Source organism: Mesoplasma lactucae ATCC 49193, from assembly GCF_002441935.1.
In the GTDB taxonomy this organism is placed as follows: Bacteria; Bacillota_I; Bacilli_A; order Mycoplasmatales; family Mycoplasmataceae; genus Edwardiiplasma; species Edwardiiplasma lactucae.
Genome location: NZ_CP023668.1, coordinates 819,184 through 837,471, shown reverse-complemented (window position 1 = coordinate 837,471; position 18,288 = coordinate 819,184). Strand labels below are relative to the sequence as shown.

18 protein-coding genes are annotated in these 18,288 nt (G+C 27.9%); 8 read left to right on the top strand and 10 right to left on the bottom strand.

Annotation, left to right across the window (positions count from 1 at the left end; genetic code table 4):
* The first annotated feature begins 168 nt into the window (after positions 1-168).
* Both CP520_RS03675 and CP520_RS03670 read left to right on the top strand, forming a co-directional pair.
* Positions 169-912 (top strand): type II toxin-antitoxin system death-on-curing family toxin, encoded by a 744-nt coding sequence (locus CP520_RS03675; RefSeq protein WP_096863113.1) that lies wholly within the window; start codon positions 169-171, stop codon positions 910-912.
* 694 nt (positions 913-1,606) lie between these two features.
* A complete protein-coding gene (locus CP520_RS03670) occupies positions 1,607-2,332 on the top strand; it encodes a hypothetical protein (protein WP_096863112.1) in 726 nt (241 codons plus the stop codon).
* Positions 2,333-2,752: 420 nt separating this feature from the next.
* On the opposite strand, the gene CP520_RS03665 is transcribed toward CP520_RS03670, so the two are convergent.
* From CP520_RS03665 to CP520_RS03780, 6 genes are all read right to left on the bottom strand, one after another.
* A complete protein-coding gene (locus CP520_RS03665) occupies positions 2,753-3,676 on the bottom strand; it encodes a Fic family protein (RefSeq protein ID WP_157755787.1) in 924 nt (307 codons plus the stop codon).
* Between the two features lie 194 nt (positions 3,677-3,870).
* Complete coding sequence (locus CP520_RS03660; protein WP_246777775.1) at positions 3,871-4,788, bottom strand: AIPR family protein; 918 nt, start codon at positions 4,786-4,788, stop codon at positions 3,871-3,873.
* Between the two features lie 17 nt (positions 4,789-4,805).
* A complete protein-coding gene (locus CP520_RS03760) occupies positions 4,806-5,864 on the bottom strand; it encodes an AIPR family protein (RefSeq protein WP_096863110.1) in 1,059 nt (352 codons plus the stop codon).
* A gap of 3 nt (positions 5,865-5,867) precedes the next feature.
* Positions 5,868-6,665: a hypothetical protein gene (locus CP520_RS03650; RefSeq protein ID WP_096863109.1), complete on the bottom strand. Its 798-nt coding sequence runs from the start codon at positions 6,663-6,665 to the stop codon at positions 5,868-5,870.
* Positions 6,658-8,130, bottom strand: coding sequence for an HsdM family class I SAM-dependent methyltransferase (locus tag CP520_RS03645; RefSeq protein WP_096863108.1), 1,473 nt, complete (start codon positions 8,128-8,130; stop codon positions 6,658-6,660). The genes CP520_RS03650 and CP520_RS03645 overlap by 8 nt, the downstream gene beginning before the upstream one ends.
* 110 nt (positions 8,131-8,240) lie before the next feature.
* Entirely contained in the window at positions 8,241-8,393 is a 153-nt protein-coding gene (locus tag CP520_RS03780; RefSeq protein ID WP_423793471.1) for a hypothetical protein, read from the bottom strand.
* Positions 8,394-8,438: 45 nt separating this feature from the next.
* Between CP520_RS03780 and CP520_RS03635 the strand changes: the two genes are divergently transcribed.
* The 4 genes from CP520_RS03635 to CP520_RS03620 all read left to right on the top strand — a co-directional run bounded on the left by CP520_RS03635 (position 8,439) and on the right by CP520_RS03620 (position 13,134).
* Positions 8,439-10,481 (top strand): DUF262 domain-containing protein, encoded by a 2,043-nt coding sequence (locus CP520_RS03635; protein WP_096863106.1) that lies wholly within the window; start codon positions 8,439-8,441, stop codon positions 10,479-10,481.
* A complete protein-coding gene (locus tag CP520_RS03630) occupies positions 10,471-11,163 on the top strand; it encodes a hypothetical protein (RefSeq protein WP_096863105.1) in 693 nt (230 codons plus the stop codon). The genes CP520_RS03635 and CP520_RS03630 overlap by 11 nt, the downstream gene beginning before the upstream one ends.
* Positions 11,164-11,175: 12 nt before the next feature.
* A complete protein-coding gene (locus tag CP520_RS03625) occupies positions 11,176-12,339 on the top strand; it encodes a DNA cytosine methyltransferase (RefSeq protein WP_096863104.1) in 1,164 nt (387 codons plus the stop codon).
* 63 nt (positions 12,340-12,402) lie between these two features.
* On the top strand, positions 12,403-13,134 hold the full coding sequence (locus tag CP520_RS03620) for a tyrosine-type recombinase/integrase (protein ID WP_096863103.1): 732 nt from the start codon (positions 12,403-12,405) through the stop codon (positions 13,132-13,134).
* Positions 13,135-13,171: 37 nt separating this feature from the next.
* Here the strand turns inward: CP520_RS03620 and CP520_RS03615 are convergent, their stop codons facing one another.
* The 3 genes from CP520_RS03615 to glpO are packed head-to-tail and all read right to left on the bottom strand — an operon-like array spanning position 13,172 to position 16,744.
* Positions 13,172-14,005, bottom strand: coding sequence for an MIP/aquaporin family protein (locus CP520_RS03615; RefSeq protein WP_211276336.1), 834 nt, complete (start codon positions 14,003-14,005; stop codon positions 13,172-13,174).
* 21 nt (positions 14,006-14,026) lie between these two features.
* Positions 14,027-15,550, bottom strand: a complete 1,524-nt coding sequence (gene glpK, locus CP520_RS03610; RefSeq protein WP_096863102.1) for a glycerol kinase GlpK — start codon at positions 15,548-15,550, stop codon at positions 14,027-14,029.
* Between the two features lie 27 nt (positions 15,551-15,577).
* Complete coding sequence (glpO, locus tag CP520_RS03605; protein WP_096863101.1) at positions 15,578-16,744, bottom strand: type 2 glycerol-3-phosphate oxidase; 1,167 nt, start codon at positions 16,742-16,744, stop codon at positions 15,578-15,580.
* Between the two features lie 251 nt (positions 16,745-16,995).
* Here glpO and CP520_RS03600 point away from each other — a divergent pair, with 251 nt between their 5' ends.
* Together CP520_RS03600 and CP520_RS03595 are read left to right on the top strand one after the other, a co-directional pair.
* Positions 16,996-17,295, top strand: coding sequence for a hypothetical protein (locus CP520_RS03600; protein ID WP_096863100.1), 300 nt, complete (start codon positions 16,996-16,998; stop codon positions 17,293-17,295).
* A gap of 409 nt (positions 17,296-17,704) precedes the next feature.
* Positions 17,705-18,043: a hypothetical protein gene (locus CP520_RS03595; RefSeq protein ID WP_096863099.1), complete on the top strand. Its 339-nt coding sequence runs from the start codon at positions 17,705-17,707 to the stop codon at positions 18,041-18,043.
* Positions 18,044-18,070: 27 nt separating this feature from the next.
* Here CP520_RS03595 and CP520_RS03590 read toward each other — a convergent pair whose 3' ends face one another.
* Positions 18,071-18,253 carry a hypothetical protein gene (locus CP520_RS03590; protein ID WP_096863098.1) on the bottom strand — a complete coding sequence of 61 codons (183 nt, stop codon included), beginning with the start codon at positions 18,251-18,253 and terminating at the stop codon, positions 18,071-18,073.
* Positions 18,254-18,288: the final 35 nt, after the last annotated feature.

Genomic DNA, 18,288 nt, shown 5'->3' with positions numbered 1-18,288 from the left:
AAGAAAAAACAAAAAAGAAATTTAAAATAATTCGGGATTTTTTTCAATTTTTCTCTTATTCTTTATTAGATAAAGTTCAGAGGAAACGATTAAATTTAGCCTCTTTTCTAACAACAAATAATTTTTGTATTAATATTATTAAAACAATAAAATGAAAGGAAAAGAACAATGAATAAACTATATCAATGACGTATCTTTTCAAACAAAGATTTAGATATATTTCATTATGCATTTGATGAATCCTCTATTTTTAAATGAATTAATGAAAACAAATTAATTGCTAAAGAAATTAGTTCTAATGTTGAAAGTGAAGTAACCTTTGCTCCAACAAATTTAGATAATATCTTCGCTGATTATGATAAAACAGAAGAGTTTTACTTATTTCTATGTGACGTTGTAGAAAATGCTCATAAACAAGCTCAAATTATGAAACAAGGTAAATCAGTTTATGGAGAAAAAGAAGCTGGTGCTATTAAGTCAGTTATTGGCTCTCTAATCAATAACTGACAATATCGTCAAGAATTAGATGTGATTAGTATGAGTTCTGAATTAATCAGAGATATTGCTTGCAAACATAAGTTTAATGATGGTAATAAACGTACTTCTTTAATTACAGGTTTCTATTTTTTAAACTGAGTTGGTTTAAATATTAAATATTCTCAAGATGAAGAAAACTGATATAAGTTTATCGTTTCTTTCTTAACAAAACGTGTCAGTCATGACTTTGAAGATCTTGATGATGAAATTAAGTTTATTAAAGACTTCATCAAACAAAATATTATGCTTCAAAGTGATGATTTTAGCTCTAATTCAAACGATTTGTTTAACCTTAACCAAGTTAACGAGTGAAACAAAAGATTGCATGAAAACAACGCTTTTTTAACCTCTTTAAAGAAGTTGGCAGATGAATAAAATATTTTTATTTAACTAATTGCATTAACTCTGAAATTTTGTAAAATATAAATGACTTGTGGAATGTCGTGAAACTACATTTATAGTAGTTATACAAATAAAATGCTTTTTCTTTCTTAAGAAGAGCATTTTTTTATATTAAAAACACACATGTGCCGCTATGACATGTGTGCAAATTAGAAAACTATCTTCCAAGGATAATGACAACAATAATAATTGTTATCATCACTATTTGAAGTGTTTTCATTGGACTCCTTTAATTATTTTCAACGGATATCACATCCATCTCTCTTTTGTAAAATAAAGAATCCAAAACGTGTGGAATGTCATGTTTCTTTATTGATAATTCTACATAGCGGATCGAATTACCATTAATCATTGTATACTATTAAAACCCCTATTTCTCGCGGTTTTATGAAGAAAAAACAAAAAAGAAATTTAAAATAATTCGGGATTTTTTTCAATTTTTCTCTTATTCTTTATTAGATAAAGTTCAGAGGATGTGGTCTAATTTCTTCTTTTCTTATATCCTCTCAAATAGTTCATTGTTTCAAAATGAACTATTTTTTTAACCTTGGATTTTATATCTTATCTTTTTAATAAGTGGTAAAACCTAATTAACCAAATTGATATTTTTTAATATGGTTAATTGTTTTTAGTAAATCTAATTTAAATAAGAAAGGAAAACAGATATATGACAATGAAAAACTACAATCTTAAAATCTTTAATCCTGATGATGAAAAACTCTTTAATACAATCGTTAATAACAGTGATGAGGTTCATTTTGTTGATGAACCTAACTTAATTGCTACTTATGATGTAAATGATAAATCTAAGGACTTTAAGATAAACTATTTAAACTTATCTGAAATCTTTATTGACGAAGATAAAACAAATGAATTTAAAGCTTATTTAACTAACCTATTAGCTTTAGCTAACCTAAATGCTAATCAATATAAAAAAGAAGTCGTTCTAGAACCAAGTATTCTTACTGATATGTTGGTTGATGTATGAAGAAAAGAAGTTGATAAACAAGAACTCTTTAACTTAGAAATGGTAGCAGACATTATGTATGTTTATATTACTAATAAAAACTATGTTAATGCTTTAATAGCTTCTTATTTCTTTTTAAGTTTTATTGGTTATGATTTAATAACCAATAAAACAGATTATTTTAAAACCTTTATTGATAACTTCTTATCACAAAGAGAAGAAAACTTCTTTGCAACTGAATATAGTGAAATCCAATACTTAACTCAATCATTAATTGATCAAATTAAACTATTAAGTATTGATACTTTAACTGATAAAGAATTAACTGAAAGTGATTGATATGATTTAACTTTGGTTGATAATTGAGTGAAAAGAATGAATCAAAACCCTGGACTTATTAGTTCTTTAAAAGAATTGAGTAAATAATAAAAAAACAAGAACTAAGTTCTTGTTTTTTAAAATAATTATGTCTGTAAAAAAATACACGGACAAAAACTGATTTTTTTATAATTTAATATTATAATTTAGTTGTAGCATTATTACGATATTAAATTACAAATATTTCCATAAATAGAGTGATGACACTCAATATGAAAACTATTATATGAGGATCCATATGTGATATTCCTTTCTACGTGGTTTTAAATTTCCACTATTTAGATTGTTAGTCCGTTCACACAATGTATTCGTAGTTTGTTTAATGTATTAAGAGAAAAAGTGAAGCAAATACATACCTAATATTTTAGGTATGTATGCCTCACTTTTTTTTCTCTCTAATACTTTAATATTATACCCTGAAACTGGCTGTTTTATAGGGTTGGAACATATTTTTATAGATATATTTTATTAATAAGTTTTGATTAAATCTTCATCTTTTAAAGTTCTTTGTTTAGCTTCATATTCTTTATCAATTAAGTCATTGTTTTCAAAGACTTTGGTAACAATTTTATCAATATTTAATTTATTAAGAGCTTCAAATTTAAGTCCTTCTTTATTCAAACGTTCTTTTTCTTTTTTAAGTTCTCACCAACTAAATTGTAAGAATGTTGAAGGAACACTTTGAAAGAGATTTTCACCATATAAGTATTGGTGTTGGTCTAAAACATCAGAAATAACTGTTAAGTATTGAACGTAAGTATTACCTAATCATTGATAGTTAATAGAAGGTAAATTAAGGCTAAATAGTTGTTGATCCATAATAAGTCTTCCAGTTCTTCCATTTCCTTCAACAAACGGATGTATAAACTCAAAATTTAAGTGATAAAGAATAATTTCATTTATCTTTTCTTCTAATGATAGTTTATTAGAACTTAAAACTTTAGTAATTCTTTTATTAATAATATCTAAGTTCTTTTTTAGAAGTTCTGGTGACATAAAGTTCACAAAACCTTTACTTAGATTAGTAGTTCTTATTAAACCAATGTTTTGTGAGCCATTTGCTTTTAAAGCTTTAAAACTATGAGACATATATGGTTCACAATTTAATCTGGTTAATAAGGTTTTATTGTATAAACTAATTTGATTCATTCAATCATCAATCTTATTTTCTTTAAATAGGACATTAACTGCCTTCTTAAAGTTATAGATTTCAATCATTGTTATTTCTTTATCAATATACTTATGTTTATCTTTATTTAAAGCATTATCTAACTCTAATAATGAATAATTATAATATTCTTTATATAGAGGAAAAGATAGTTTATTATTCTCTATTTTATTAGAGTTATACCCTACATTATTAATATAGTATTCTTTATAATTGCTCTTCATTAAGATCACCAAATTTCTTCATTATTTATTACATAAATTTTATAATAAACCTAGCAAAATCATTAAATTTCTAATATACTTAATTTGTCCATAAAAATGCTAAATCGTTATGCATAAAACCCCTGAATCTCTTCAGGGGTTTATTTTTTTAACAAACAATAAGGAATGATAAAAAACTAGTCTTGTAAGTTATCTTAGTCTTCTAGAAAACTGCCCACGATTTCTTGTAGAGGATCTGTTAAACGATCAGAATCAAATAGCAATTCTTTTAGGAAAGACATGAATTCACTTCTTCTGAATGAGAAAGTAGTTACAGCCAATCCGGCACTTTTATTGTCTTTGTTTTTGGCTTTATTATAAACAGTAACAATATTTTTATGACAAAGGTCAATAAATCTTATAATAGCTTTTTTTAAATCAGATGTTAGATTTACAGGATGAAGCATTTCTGTTTCTTTCATTAAAAAAGTTTGGTCATTTTTATTATCTAATAACTCTTCAATTTCAACAACCGAAGGGAATTTGACATCTAATTTATCTTTTACATCTTTGTTATATCAAAGTAACAATCATAAGGTAGAAATTACTCAACGTCTAGTCTGATCAAACAGTGCTGAATTAGAAGTTTTTTTATTATCTTCTAAATTAAGTTCTTGACCCACTATTAAGTCTTCTCTCAACTCATTAATCTTTTCATTCATTCATTGATTAAAGTCTCAGATATAAAAATAATCTTGTGGAATTAAATATGTATTGTTGAATATTTTGTCATATAAATCTTTGTTGAATAATTTTCCTAGTTTTTGAAGTGCTTCAAAAGGTTTTAAATAAAATAGGGATAATATATCTTGACCTAAAGCATCATTTTTTACATTTTTTGGTTTGCCTTTGAAATCCGGATAAACTTTTTTTATTCGATTTTCTATATCTGATCTTCTTTCCCCTCTTTTAATTTCAAGTATAGTTTTATTTTGAACAAAAACGTCTTGTAATTCTTTCATTTCAGGATTATTAGAGACTAAATCGCGTTCTTTTATAGGTTTTTGACTATTAGCAGCTTTTACAATTTCGTCGACTAAGTTTTTTTCTTCTTCAATAGTAGAATCTTTTATGTCAATTACTTTGGCGATTATATAAACGGATTTAAGTTCGTTTGCTTTCTTTTCACTTTTTTTTTAGCAAACTCATATATATTAGTGACGGTTTGAGCTCCGTTAACTATATCTAAATTATTAAAAGTAATAGTTTTATTAATTTGATTAATTCCATCTTCGGCGACATCTCCGATAATTACAATCCCATTATTAAGAGTTCAGAAATCTTGTGGCTCATTTTCTAATGTATTTAAGATAGATTTATTCACTTGACCACTAATTCCTGTGGTGCTCTTTATAAAATATCTTACGTTTCTATCAAATAATTCTTCACCATATTCTTTGTAAGCTTTATATAAGCTATAGGCTTGGATAGAAAACACATAGTTATTACCATTTTTAATAAAGTTACCATTAATAGCATAATCTTCTTGTGCATTTTTATTATCATCAAGATAAGAAAGAGTCATCTTTTTATTTTGTTTTCCTTCATTTAAAAATGAATCGCTCATTTTTACTTTGTAACTTTTATTTGTTAGTAAATTAAGATCTGTACTACAATTATTTGATTCTTTTTCAATAAAAGATTCAATTTTATTAGAATTATTTTTCTTTGCAAAATCAAATAAAACGATATCGATTTTTATGTCTTCAAATCGTTTTATTTCTTGTAAGATGTTAGCTAACTCTACATTATCTTCAGCAACACGCGCAATTTTTTGATTTCCTGTATACTCGTCTTTTTTAGATAATGAATTATTAATCAAGTCATTAGCATTTTGTATCTTTCAACCTAGATTTTTTAGGTTTAAATCATCTTCTGAATTACAAAAAATAATTAAATGTGCTGTTTCGTTATCACGATCTAAGGTTACTAAATCAAAGTAATTTAAATAATTGCCATTCTTGGTAAATGTTTTTTTAATATAAGAACTTAATTCAAATCCGATTAAGGAATCATCACTATAAAGATTATTAAAAATCATTTTGCGCGCTTCCAAACAATCAAAAAAGTCCTTTTTTTTATTTATATCAAGTTCTTTATCTAAAAATTCGATTTCTTCATTTAATAAATTGTCTAAATAAATTTCCATTTTTTATCTTCTCTCATTTTCTTTTAAATCTTCAATAATTTCATTTAAGAATTCCTCATAATCATTAAAGAAAAGGTTTCGTGTCTTAAAAAGATTATCAAAAGCATCATCAGCATATAGAGAATTGGGATTCTTCTTTTTAGGGCTGAGATTTTCTGTTAAAAAACTATAATACCCTTCTTTTGTTATATCATTTGGCAAATTAGGACTTTTTAATAACATTATTAATGTTGAATTAGGTACGTAAGGTAGGTCTTCCTTACTCATGACTCCAATGTTGTTTCTTTTTCTTAATCAATCAAAAGTACTTTGATCAAGGTCTTCGACAGATTTCAACATTTTAGGACTACCTTTAAAATTAGGTATCTTGTCTAAATAAATATACACATCATAATATTTCTTTTTGCTAAGCTTTAAGTTAACGCATTCTCCCATTCCTTGCTCAAAATAATTTACTTTATTTTGAGCAAAAGAAGCAGTGGGAGCTTTAACTTCAATTGCACCAACTATATCTTGTTGCTTAGTTCTTACATCAAGAATAGCTATATCTAATTTTTTAGAATATATAGCTCCTTCAGCTTTTATTTCGTTTTTATTATTCTTTTTAGAATCAGTTCGATATTTACCTTTAAGTTCAGGACTTGCATTAATTTTGTCATTAAGATCACTAGCGATTTTTGCATGTAGTTCATCCATTTTAGAGGCTGAACGGCTTCCATCTTTTCCTTCTTGATATAAATTATTAACTCTTTCATAACTATTAATGATTTCTACAATCATTTCTCCATCAATCTTACTCATTTTTTCCCTCTCTTAATTTGTAATTTATAAATCTAGCTACGTCTACAGAAGAATATGTATAATACCCTCCGCTTTTGTGTTTTCCTAATTTTTTAACATATTCAGAAAAATCGTCAGTTTGTAACAATTTCATTATATTATTTAAAAACGTTTTTGACTTATTTTGTATATAAAAACCTGAATAAACAACCGTTTTTTTAGGTAAAATTTTCATTTTTAAATCATTTTTATCTTTTATTAAATTATTTATCGCCAATGTGAATACTTTTGTATCAACGAAGTCTTTTATTCCCTGCGATCTTGCAAACTCATATCAGTTTCTTTTTTGAAGAGATCTATTTTCAAGATTCGGTCTATCTATTTTTAATTTTTCAAAAAAATCATGATTATATTCTTTAATGTCATTTAGTTTAACTACATCCCCATTGTCATCATATGGAAAATAAGCTCTTGTAAATTTAGCAGTTGATGCTTTGTATGCTCTTTGCGTGTAAACCCCTTTGGCATCATCAAAATAAAAAAATCAGTCTGCATTGGAAGCTGCACCATTTTTTACCTTAATTTCTTCTGAATTATCTTCGTTTTCATAAGTAACAATATCTAGAAAATTGTCATTATTATCATTTGAAAAATAAAAATATTTTGTTAATTTTTCAATATCTTCTTGAGAAATCGAAATCTTCTCAGATTTTTTGTCAAAATCGTCAGAATATTTTAATTTAATTTTTTTACCCATAGGAGTATTTTTAAAAATAGTAATTGCTGTATACGTATCAGCGTTTTTAAAAGGGTTATTATGACCCATGTCAATTATTTCTAAAAGAGTTGTCTCTGTTAAAATGATTTGTCTTAATCTTTCTCCACTTTGAGTATAGAAATAAGAGTTTGGGGTAATATATCCTAATACTCCGTTGGGTTTTAACATTTTTTTACCTTTTATGAAGAATAAAAGGTAAAGGTCGACCATACCAGACATATTATTTTCTTTAGCAATATAAGCATCGTCGTCAGAAAGATTTTTTCTTCTTACATAAGGAGGATTACCAAAAACATAGTCCATTTTTTCATCCAATGATTTTTCAAATAAAGTATCATTTTGCTTAATGTCTATTTCTGGAACTATTTCAAAATAAAATTCATTAATAAACATTTTTTTGATTCGGTCTTTGATTATTACAATTGAATCAGGATTAATTTCAATACCATGAACATATGTTTCAATCTCCAGTGCAAATTCCTTTTGAATTTGAATATTGTTTTTATCTTTTCCTTTAAAAAAAGCTTTTTTATATCTTCTAATGAACTCAAGCAGAAATTCACCATCACCAGCACTATTGTCAACAACATGTTTTTGTAAAACATTGTTTCCTTTGTACCCAGAATCATCTAATATACGAGCAATTATATAAGGTGGTGTATATACCTTCCCTAACTTTTTTATTTCGTTTTCTGAATTATTTGGCATCTTATTCTACTTCCTTAACTATTTAAAATTTTATTGTAAAAATGGTTTCATTTCTACAGGATTCACTAAAAAAATCAATTTTAATTTCAAACGCAAAAAGTCACTATAAACTAGTGACTTTCTTTTTCAATTTTATATATGTAATAAAATAGGGAGACTAACACATTAACAACAATTGAATTTCCCGCCTGTCTATAAGCTATTTCTTTTTTAATTAATTTTGTATCATTTACTCTATTAAAATCTTCATCGCTAAAACCCATTAATAAATAGGTTTCTCTTGGGGTTAAGAATCTATAATACATCTTATGGAAAACAAAACAAAAAACCCTATAGTTACTAATGTTAATACAGTGAACGATTTGATTAATCAAAACAAATTACCATTTTTTATTCCTATTTATCAAAGAAATTATTCTTGAAAGGAAAACAATATAGACGATCTAATTGGAGAAATAATTGAAAATTCAAATGATAATAATCCATATCAGTATTTTGGTTCATTTGCCATAGCAAGGCAAAATATTGATGGACAAGAAGTCATAAAACTAATTGATGGACAACAAAGAATCACTACTATTCTATTAATATATAAAGCAGTGTTTGATGTTTTAACTAATGAACTTGGAGTTAAAGGTAAAGAACTTCCTCTTCCACTACAAAAAGTTTTTATAAATCCAACTATAAAATTAGAAGATAGGCTTATCAACGGTTCTAAGATTGAATTAGAACAAAAGGCACTAAGCTTTATTTTGAGTGATGACATCAAAGATGACAACATTGAAACTATGCTTAATAAAAAAGATGTTAACGGAAAAACCAAATCATCTTATGCTGACACAAATGTTATAAAAAATTATCATAGAATTGTTGAAAATTTAAACAATTATTTAAGCAATTTTTTTACAGAAGAAACTTCAAAAGAAAAAGTTAATGCTATTGAAAAATTGTTTTTAAACTTTAATTCATACTATCAAGTAGCCCTTGTTGAATTTTCATTGGATATGATTGAAGAAATGCAAATTTTTCAAAATTTAAACTCAAAAGGTGAACCATTAAGTTTATTAGATTTAATTAAAAATAGCATTTTCTTAAAAATAAAGCCTTCTATTTTAATTGATAAAGAAAGTGACATCGATTTAATTTTTAGAAGTAGAATCGATTTTAATAATCGTTTTACAACACAAAATTTAAAGGGAAACGAAGATAAAGAAAGTGAATTTATGAGAAGTTTGCTTGTCTATAAATCACCCGAACCAGAAAATATTGGTGGTAATCCAAGAGCATTATTGTCTGCTTTTGACAAAATTTTTGCAAATGAGAACAATTTAACTTTTGATGAATATGAAAAATTTATTGCTAACATTAGTAAATATTTAGATATTTATGCAAGTATCCTTACTCATGATTATGAAAAGGATATGAATAATTTCTTGTACTATTATTCACCGCACCTTTGAGTTTTCCAAGAAAAACATTCTCTTCTACCGATACTTTATTATTTAATTGATGTTTATTTTAAATATGAACCACACGACTTTGCGCAAGAAAATTACAATTGAAATAGATCTCATTTTTTCGAAGACAATAATTATGATTCAAAATTTGGTGAAGCATGTTTGAACATAGAAAAATGAATTATAGGTAAAGTGCAACGAGGTGGCGATGGACAAACATTGGACAATGCTAGAATTGCTCTTAGAAGATACATTGATGAACATACAAAAGAAATGAATATCAATGAAAAAAGAGAACAGTTACCATCAATAATCGATGATTGAATTGATACCCAAGCCGAAAGCACAAGACAATACATGCCTAATAAAGAATTGTTTAGAGATTCTCTTAAAAATAATGAAATCAAAGGTTCAAATCAAGAAATTATCGTCAAAAGAATTGAATTCTTTATTTTAAACGGAAGTAAGAGAATAACTGGAAAAGCACCAATTATGCCTACTGAAAAAGGAAATATTGAGCATATTTGGCCACAAGAATTTAGAAACCAAAAGACATATACAATTGCTGAAGCAGAAGACGAGGGTAAAGATCCAAAAGATGAGAATGTCTTAAAATTAATAACAATTGAAGCAGATAAAATGATCAATAGATTGGGTAATTTGATTTGACTTGAAGAAAAAGTTAATAAAAGTGTTTCAAACTCCGCCTTTGCTACTAAACGCTCTCAATACTTTAATAAAAAGTTAGTTAAAACAACGGTTTTAGACTTTCCATTTGGCGATGGAAAAACAATCAACACTGAAAAAGACTGAACTTTTAAAGATATTGAAGAACGTAGCGAGTCTCTAGCGGATATATTGATAGATAAGATATATTATCCAAATGAAAAATAATTTAGAAGTAGCAATAGAATGCTTAAATAGCTTTCCAGAAAAACAAAAATATGGTTTTTGAAAAATAGGAACTCATATAGATGATGTCTTAAAACGTTTTTTTAAAAACATACTCGTAACTTATAATAAAACTTCTCCTAATAATGGTGAAGTTTTATTTAATGTTGAAAGCAAAAATGATGGTGAAGTTGAAAAATTCCTTTTTCATATTAATACAATGCCTAATATTAATATTTATTTATCAAAAGAAGAAATTAGTGTAGACAAGGCGACAAAAAGGCAATACTTGGATATTCTAAATTCTTTTGGCTTCATTACTAAGACTGGAGAAAATAATCATTCTTTCATAGTAGACCAAAATATTTTCAGCTATTCTAGCGAAGAATTTTGAAGCTATATGTTAGATTTTAAAAAAGAATGTCTTTTTGATAATGCCAAGAATGGAAACAAGTATGCGCGATACATTACATATTCTATTTTTGTGTGCTATGCAAGTCATTTTTTAGATAATAGAGATTGTTTTAACAAAGTTTTATCAGTAAAAGGCGAACCATGTTCTTACACAAAAGAAGAAATTTCGGTTCATGAAAAAGAATCTGGTTACTTGGATTTAGAAAAATTAATTACTTGTTTGGGTAAAAAACCAAATTGTATGGAAATTTACATAGAAAGAATAAAATAATGGGATATTTATATGAAAATTAAGGTATTTGAAACATTTGCAGGAATTGGAGCTCAAGCTAAAGCATTAGAGATTCTTAAAAATAAAATAAAAGATTTTGACTATAAAATTGTGGCTACTAGCGAATGAGATTCTTATGCAAATATTGCTTATAATGCAATTCATAACAAAACAAATAAGGATAATAAAATCAAATATGAAGATAAAATTAACTACCTTAAAAATTTTACACATTCATTAAATTCTAAGACTCCAAGTTCTATTGAAAGATTAGAAAAGAACGGTCCTGATTTTATCGGTTCACTATATGATTCTTTTATTAATTCAAACAATTTGGGAAGTATTACTGAAATTACCGGAGAAGAATTAATTAATAAATCAGGACACGTTGACTTATTAACTTATTCTTTCCCCTGTCAAGATTTATCAACCGGTGGTTTTTTACATGGTGGTAACAAAGGCACGAAGAAGGGTTCTAATACAAGATCAGGTTTACTATGAGAAATTGATAGAATTCTTACTGAATTGGATGAAATGAATGAAAAACCTAAGTATTTACTTTTAGAAAACGTATCCAATATGCTTTCAAGCAAACATCTTAATGATTATTTGTTATGACTAAACAAATTAAATTCTTTAGGCTACTCAACACAAACTTTTGTCATAGATTCTTCTGAATTCGGTTCTGCTCAAAGAAGAAAAAGAGTTTATGCTTTAAGTGTTCTTAATGTGACGGATGAAATTTTCTCAGATACTTTAAAAAATAAGAAAAAAAACTCCATTAGTCGCGATGATGTTGTAGAAAGCAATGAAAGATTAGAAAACGTTTCGAAATCTCTACATATTCAACAACAATTGAAGGACGTTCTAAGAGTCAATTACAATGATAAAGAACTATTTGCCGAAGCCGAAGATGCTTTGGCAAATAGAACCCCATCAAGAAATAAAATGTATGAACATAGCCCAATGCTTTTTACTGAATATAAAAAAGAAAAAAATAAGAAAGATGCTACATTATCAAGAACTGTAACAACAAAGCAAGATCGTAATCCTAATGCGGGAATAATTAGTATCTTAAACAAAGATGGGAAACCGGATAAACATTTTAAAAATGTGGATTTTAACAATAAGATGTATTATAAATCCTCTCTTTTTAATTATTTTAGCATTATTTAGAACAATAAAATCTTTCTATAAAGTAGTTATATAACTATTTTTTACATAGAAAGAAATTAAAATATGGAAAAATTTTTAAAATATCTAGATAACAATAATTATTCAAAGAATACTATTTATTGTTATAGATATGTATTAAAAGATCTTTTTAATCAATTAGATGATAGAAGTTTAACCTTCTATAGAATATCTAAATATCTCAAATTGCAACAAGAAAAATATAAGCCTTCAACAGTTCAATTTAAGAAGGATGTTATATTAAGTTATTTAAAATTCTCAAATTCGAAGCTATATAAAGAAGTTGAAGAAATTAAAATCCCCTCTTCACAAAACACATTCTTTCAAACAATAGATGAAGAATTATTCAAGAAGATAATCAGTAAAATAAGAATTAAGGAAAATAAAGATTTGTTTAAAATATTCTATTATTGCGGAATAAGAATGTCTGAATTAAAAACAATTAAGTATAACAAGTCTAAAAATTCAATTATCGTCTATGGAAAAGGAATGAAGTATAGAGAGATTCCTTTAGTAGGAAAACTAAAGGATATTGATTTTTCTTTATACCAAACTTATAGCAAGAAAAAAATTTATAGCTTGATAAAAAAATACTGACCAGAATGGGTTACACCTCATACTTTTAGAAGATCATTTTGTACTAATTTAATTAGAAATGGTGCAAACATTAAAATAGTTAGCCTTGTTATGGGACACTCTAGAATTGAAACAACCGCAAGATACATGCATTTTACTTCTAATGATGTTTTTCAAGAATTAGAAAAGTATTTAAAATAACAAAAATCCTAAGGAATACACCTTAGGATTTATTTTTTTAATTAATTAACGGTAGAGTCAAGGCGGCAGCTGTACAAGCTCCTAATATTGGTCCAACAATTGGTACTCACGAATACGCTCAATCACTTGTACCCTTGTTTGGTAAAGGCATAATTTGGTGAACAACTCTTGGTGCTAAATCCCTTGTCGGGTTAATAGCAAATCCAGTAGGTCCTCCCAATCCAAACCCAACTGCTCCAACAACCACAGCAGCAATACCAACGCTAGCTAAAGCACTAACTTCGATATGAGTTTTACCAGCAACACCATTTTTATTTAAGTAGAAACTAGCAGCAGTTATCCCAACCACTAATACAAAGGTTCCTACAAATTCAGCAAAGAAGTTAAAGAAATAAGTTTTCTTAGTTCTAGCACTTTGTGCTGGAGAAGTACAGTGCATTGCTAGAATATCTAATGGATCTGATTTTTCTATTTGTAATCAATAAACTAAATCAACAATAATTTGTGCAATAAACATTCCAGTAAATTGTCCTAATAGATATATTATGATTAATCATTCATGTCCTTGAGCAAAGACATTAGTTTCTTGCACACTTGATTGAATCAGAACAGCTAAACTAACTGCAAAGTTCATATGAGCATTTGAATATTGTGAAGCTAAGGCTCCAAGAAAGACTGCAATCATCCATCCAAAGATAACAGCAGTTCATCCTCCACTTCTTCCTTTACTTGTTGTTAAGTTACTACAAGCAACAACACCATTTCCAATTAAGATTAGAAGAAAGCTTCCAATCATTTCTGATAGAAAGATTCAACCAATATAGCTATTGCCACTGACTCCCTCTAAAGATCAAGTTCCTGTCATTAACATATTATAAACTCCAATCTTCTTTTAGTCTTTTTCAAGATCTGTTAGTCAGTTTCTAGTTCTTCCAACAGCCATATCTCATCCGTGTAGTAAAGGTTTGACATCATCTTCAGTTCTAGTAAAGTTAAAGATTTTATCAATTTTTCTTTTTGTTCTAATGTCATCAAAATCTTTTCAAACACCAGTAGCGATTCCTGCTAAATAAGCAGCTCCTAAACCTGTTGTTTCAACGTTCTTTGGTCGTTCAAGCATTGATTGAGAAATATCGGCTTGAAATTGCATTAGATAGTCATTTTTAGCAGCTCCACCATCAACTTTAATTTTCTTAATAATTCCAGAATCTTCTTTCATCGCATTTAAAACATCATTTGCTTGGAAAGCCAATGATTCAACAGTTGCTTTAACAATATCTTCACGACGAACACTTCTATCTAGTCCAAAGATTGCTCCACGTGAACTTGGATCTCAATAAGGAGAACCTAATCCACTAAATGAGGGTACGAAGTACACTTGTGGTGCATTTGGATTTTTTCTAGCTTGTTCAACATATCATTCTGTTTCAGCTGAACTATAAACAATTCTTAAATTATCTCTTAATCATTGAATAGCAGCTCCAGCAATCATCACTGATCCTTCTAAAGCATAGGTGGTTTTATTATTAATTTGATATCCAACAGTTGTTAATAATCCGTTTTTTGAAATTAATGGTTGTTCTCCAATATTCATTAGAATAAAACAACCAGTTCCATAAGTGATTTTAGTATCACCTTTCTTTAATCCTAATTGTCCAACCAAAGCTGCTTGTTGATCTCCAATTGATGAAGCAATTGGGATTGAAGTTTTATCAGCGTGAGAAATTAATCCTTCAAATGTTTTTCCATAAACTTCACTATTTGATTTAATTTCTGGCAACATTTGTTCTGGAATATCAAAGTATTTTAATAAGTCTTTGTCTCATGTTTTAGTTTGTAGGTTATATAACATTGTTCTTGATGCATTGGTAGGATCGGTTACAAAAGCCTGTCCTTTTGTTAAACGTCAGATTAATCAAGTATTAATAGTTCCAAAGGCTAATTTTCCAGCCTTCGCTTTTTCTTTAGCACCAGGAATGTTATCTAAAATTCATTTTAATTTAGTAGCTGAAAAATAAGCATCGGGAATTAATCCAGTTTTTTCAATGATTTGTTTTTTCATTGCTGCTGGAATTTTTTTAATGTCGTTTTCAGTTCTTCTATCTTGTCAAACAATTGCGTTATAAATTGGTTGACCAGATTCTTTATCTCAAACAACTACAGTTTCACGTTGGTTTGTGATTCCAATTCCTGCAATTTGCTCTCCTTTAAAACCACCATAGTTCATTACGTTTTGAATGGTAGTACGTTGGGTATTTCAGATTTCCAAAGCATCTTGTTCAACTCAACCAGCAGCAGGATAACTCATAGCAATCTCTTCTTGAGAAGATGCTACAATATCACCTTTACTATCAATTATTAAAGTTCTTGCACTTGTAGTTCCTTCATCAAGTGCCATTATAAATTTATCGTTCATAAGCTTTAATATCCTTTATCTATTTTTTTATAAATCTAATCCTCAATTTGTTTTTTGAATTGGGTCATAGTTTTTGTTTTTAGCAAATGGTTTTTTGTTTGCATCTTGTAATAAGTCAATTACCATATCAGCAATGGCTGGTGCTGATGAGATTGCTGGTGATTTCATTCCAGCAACATTGATAAAGTGATCATCTGTTTTAGTAGGTTTAATTCAGAAATCATCATTTTCTGGTTCAATTGGTCTTGAACCAGCATATGTTGTAATAGTTTCATCCATTGGGATTTCAGGAAACATTCTTGTTCCAATTTCACCAATTTCATCATAAACTTTAGGATCAATGATTCTAGTTTTGTCTTTTGCAATGTTTTCAGTAGCAGTAGGACCAACCATTACTCTTCCATCAAGCATTGGAGCCACAACAACTCCTTTACCATGGATAGTTGGTACCATGAATACTACATTTTTAACAATTCAACTAGCAGTTTTTTCTAAAATTCTGTATTGTCCACGTCTTGCTACTAGTTTGAATTCATCATGTCCAGCCATTTTTGAAATTTCATCAGCATAATGTCCAGCAACGTTAATAATAAAGTCTGATTCAAATTGACCTTGGTTTGTATCAACTTTAAAAGTTTTATCTTGTTTTGTAATGTTTGTAACTTTGCATCCTGTTTTTAAAGTAACTCCATTTTTAATTGCGTTCATAAATAAAACTCTTGTAAGTGATGGTGTTTGTAAAGCAATTGATGAATCACAATATAAAGCACCAACTACGTCATCTGAAATGTGTGGTTCTAATTTTTTAACTTCTTCTTTTGAAAGAATTTTCATTTCTTCTGGTTTTAAACCATTTTTAAGACCTCTGTCGTATAAAACTTGTACTTGGTCTAAATCAGCTTCATCAAAAGCTGCTACGATTGATGGAACACGTTTATAAGGGAATTCCATTTCTTTAATTCAATCTTCATAACGGTGTTTTCCTTCAACTCCTAATTTAGCGTTTAGTTTGCCTGGAGTTGCGTCAAATCCTCCGTGAACTAATCCTGAGTTAGCAAATGAAGTTTCGTCAGCTACTCTTGGGTTTGCTTCTAATACAAGGACTTTTTTGTCATATTGTCCAAGTTCTCTAGCAATTGCAGCCCCGATAACTCCTCCACCAATGATGATAATGTCGTATTTTTGATTTTTCATAAGTTGTTACCTCTTTTCATTGATATTTTCCAATAGTTTTGGAGTTTCTCTCCAAAAACTTACTCTAAAAACGGAAATATTTTCCAAAACTTTGGAAACCTTTCTGGTGTCTAGATTTTTATTTTAATTATGGCGGAATTTAAAATAGATTTGTTTTTAATACCAGAAATAATTCAAATTCTCTAACACTTTCTAAAAGTTAGTATTAAAATATTAGTAATAAAAGAAACAAAGAAAAGAAGGTAATTACTATGGCAAAGAACATGGAACACTACACTGAAGCTTGAGATAACGCTCCAACAATCGAAGGAAAAGATCCTAATAAAACTCGTAAATGCCCAGTTTGTGGACAAGAATTACACCGTTATGAATATTGTCAAAATGGTAAAAACCCAATGGGTTGAGATGTAGAACACATCAATGGAAAACAAAGAGATGACACTCCATCTAACTTAGTTGCAGTACACCACAAATGTAACGAAACAAAACCAAAATTATTATTCTGTGATCACATCACTCAAAAAATTGATGATGCTAACGCAAAAAAATAATATCTTCTAAAAAGGCTTAAAATAAAGGTTTTTCTCGGAAATAGTCTTAATTTAGAAAAGTTACAAATTAAGAAAAAACCTCTTTTTTTAGAAATTAAAAAAGTTATTGGCACATAATTTTAAAGTGCTATACTCTTTTTAAGCACAAAGAAAGCGAAGTGATTATCATGAGCGAAAAACGTTGTACATGCGCCGCAAATGACGGATGTAAAAAAGACGGTAAATGCAGCAAATGTGCCGCATGTGCCAAGTCTTGCGACAACTGTCCTAGCTGTAATTAATTTTATTAGTTATTAGTAAGGCAAATATGACCCCATCCGAGAGATTAGGTCATATTTTTTTATGCTTTTTTTAAACCTTTCTAAAAATTTTTATATATAATTTCCTAAAAAGAAGGTTGTTAAAAGTTATGAATAAAACACTTATGAAAGAAAAAGAAATTAGATACGTTTACAAGTTAAATAATTCAAAGTATTTAGAAATTCGTCAATGAATTTATAATGCTAAAAAAGGCTTTGAAGATAAACGTTATTGAAACCGCGATTGTGAAGACTTAGTTGCTTTGATTTTTAAACTAATTAAAGAAAACAAATTAGATTTCTCTGGAGTTGAAATCACTAAAGAAAAACTAAAAACAATTAAAGCTTATATGGCTTTAATTAAAGAATTACAACGTTTCAAGGATGAATCAAATGAAATTGAGAGAATTGAACAATTAATCGAACTAAAAGAAAAGGAAACAATCTAATTTAAATTGATTCCTTTTCTTTTTTTATTAATCTAATGCATCATCGTTTCCAAGTGCATCACTGCTATCATCTGTTGATTGAACTTGTTCACCATCTAGTGCTTTTTTCTGAGCATAATCACTATCACCTAGTGGTTGTTGTTCTAATGGTTGATTATCTTGACGATAATCTTGTAATAAAGGTTTAATAACTTCTTTTTCTTTAGCCATTATTTGACCTCCTTTTTTATTTATTTAATTGTATC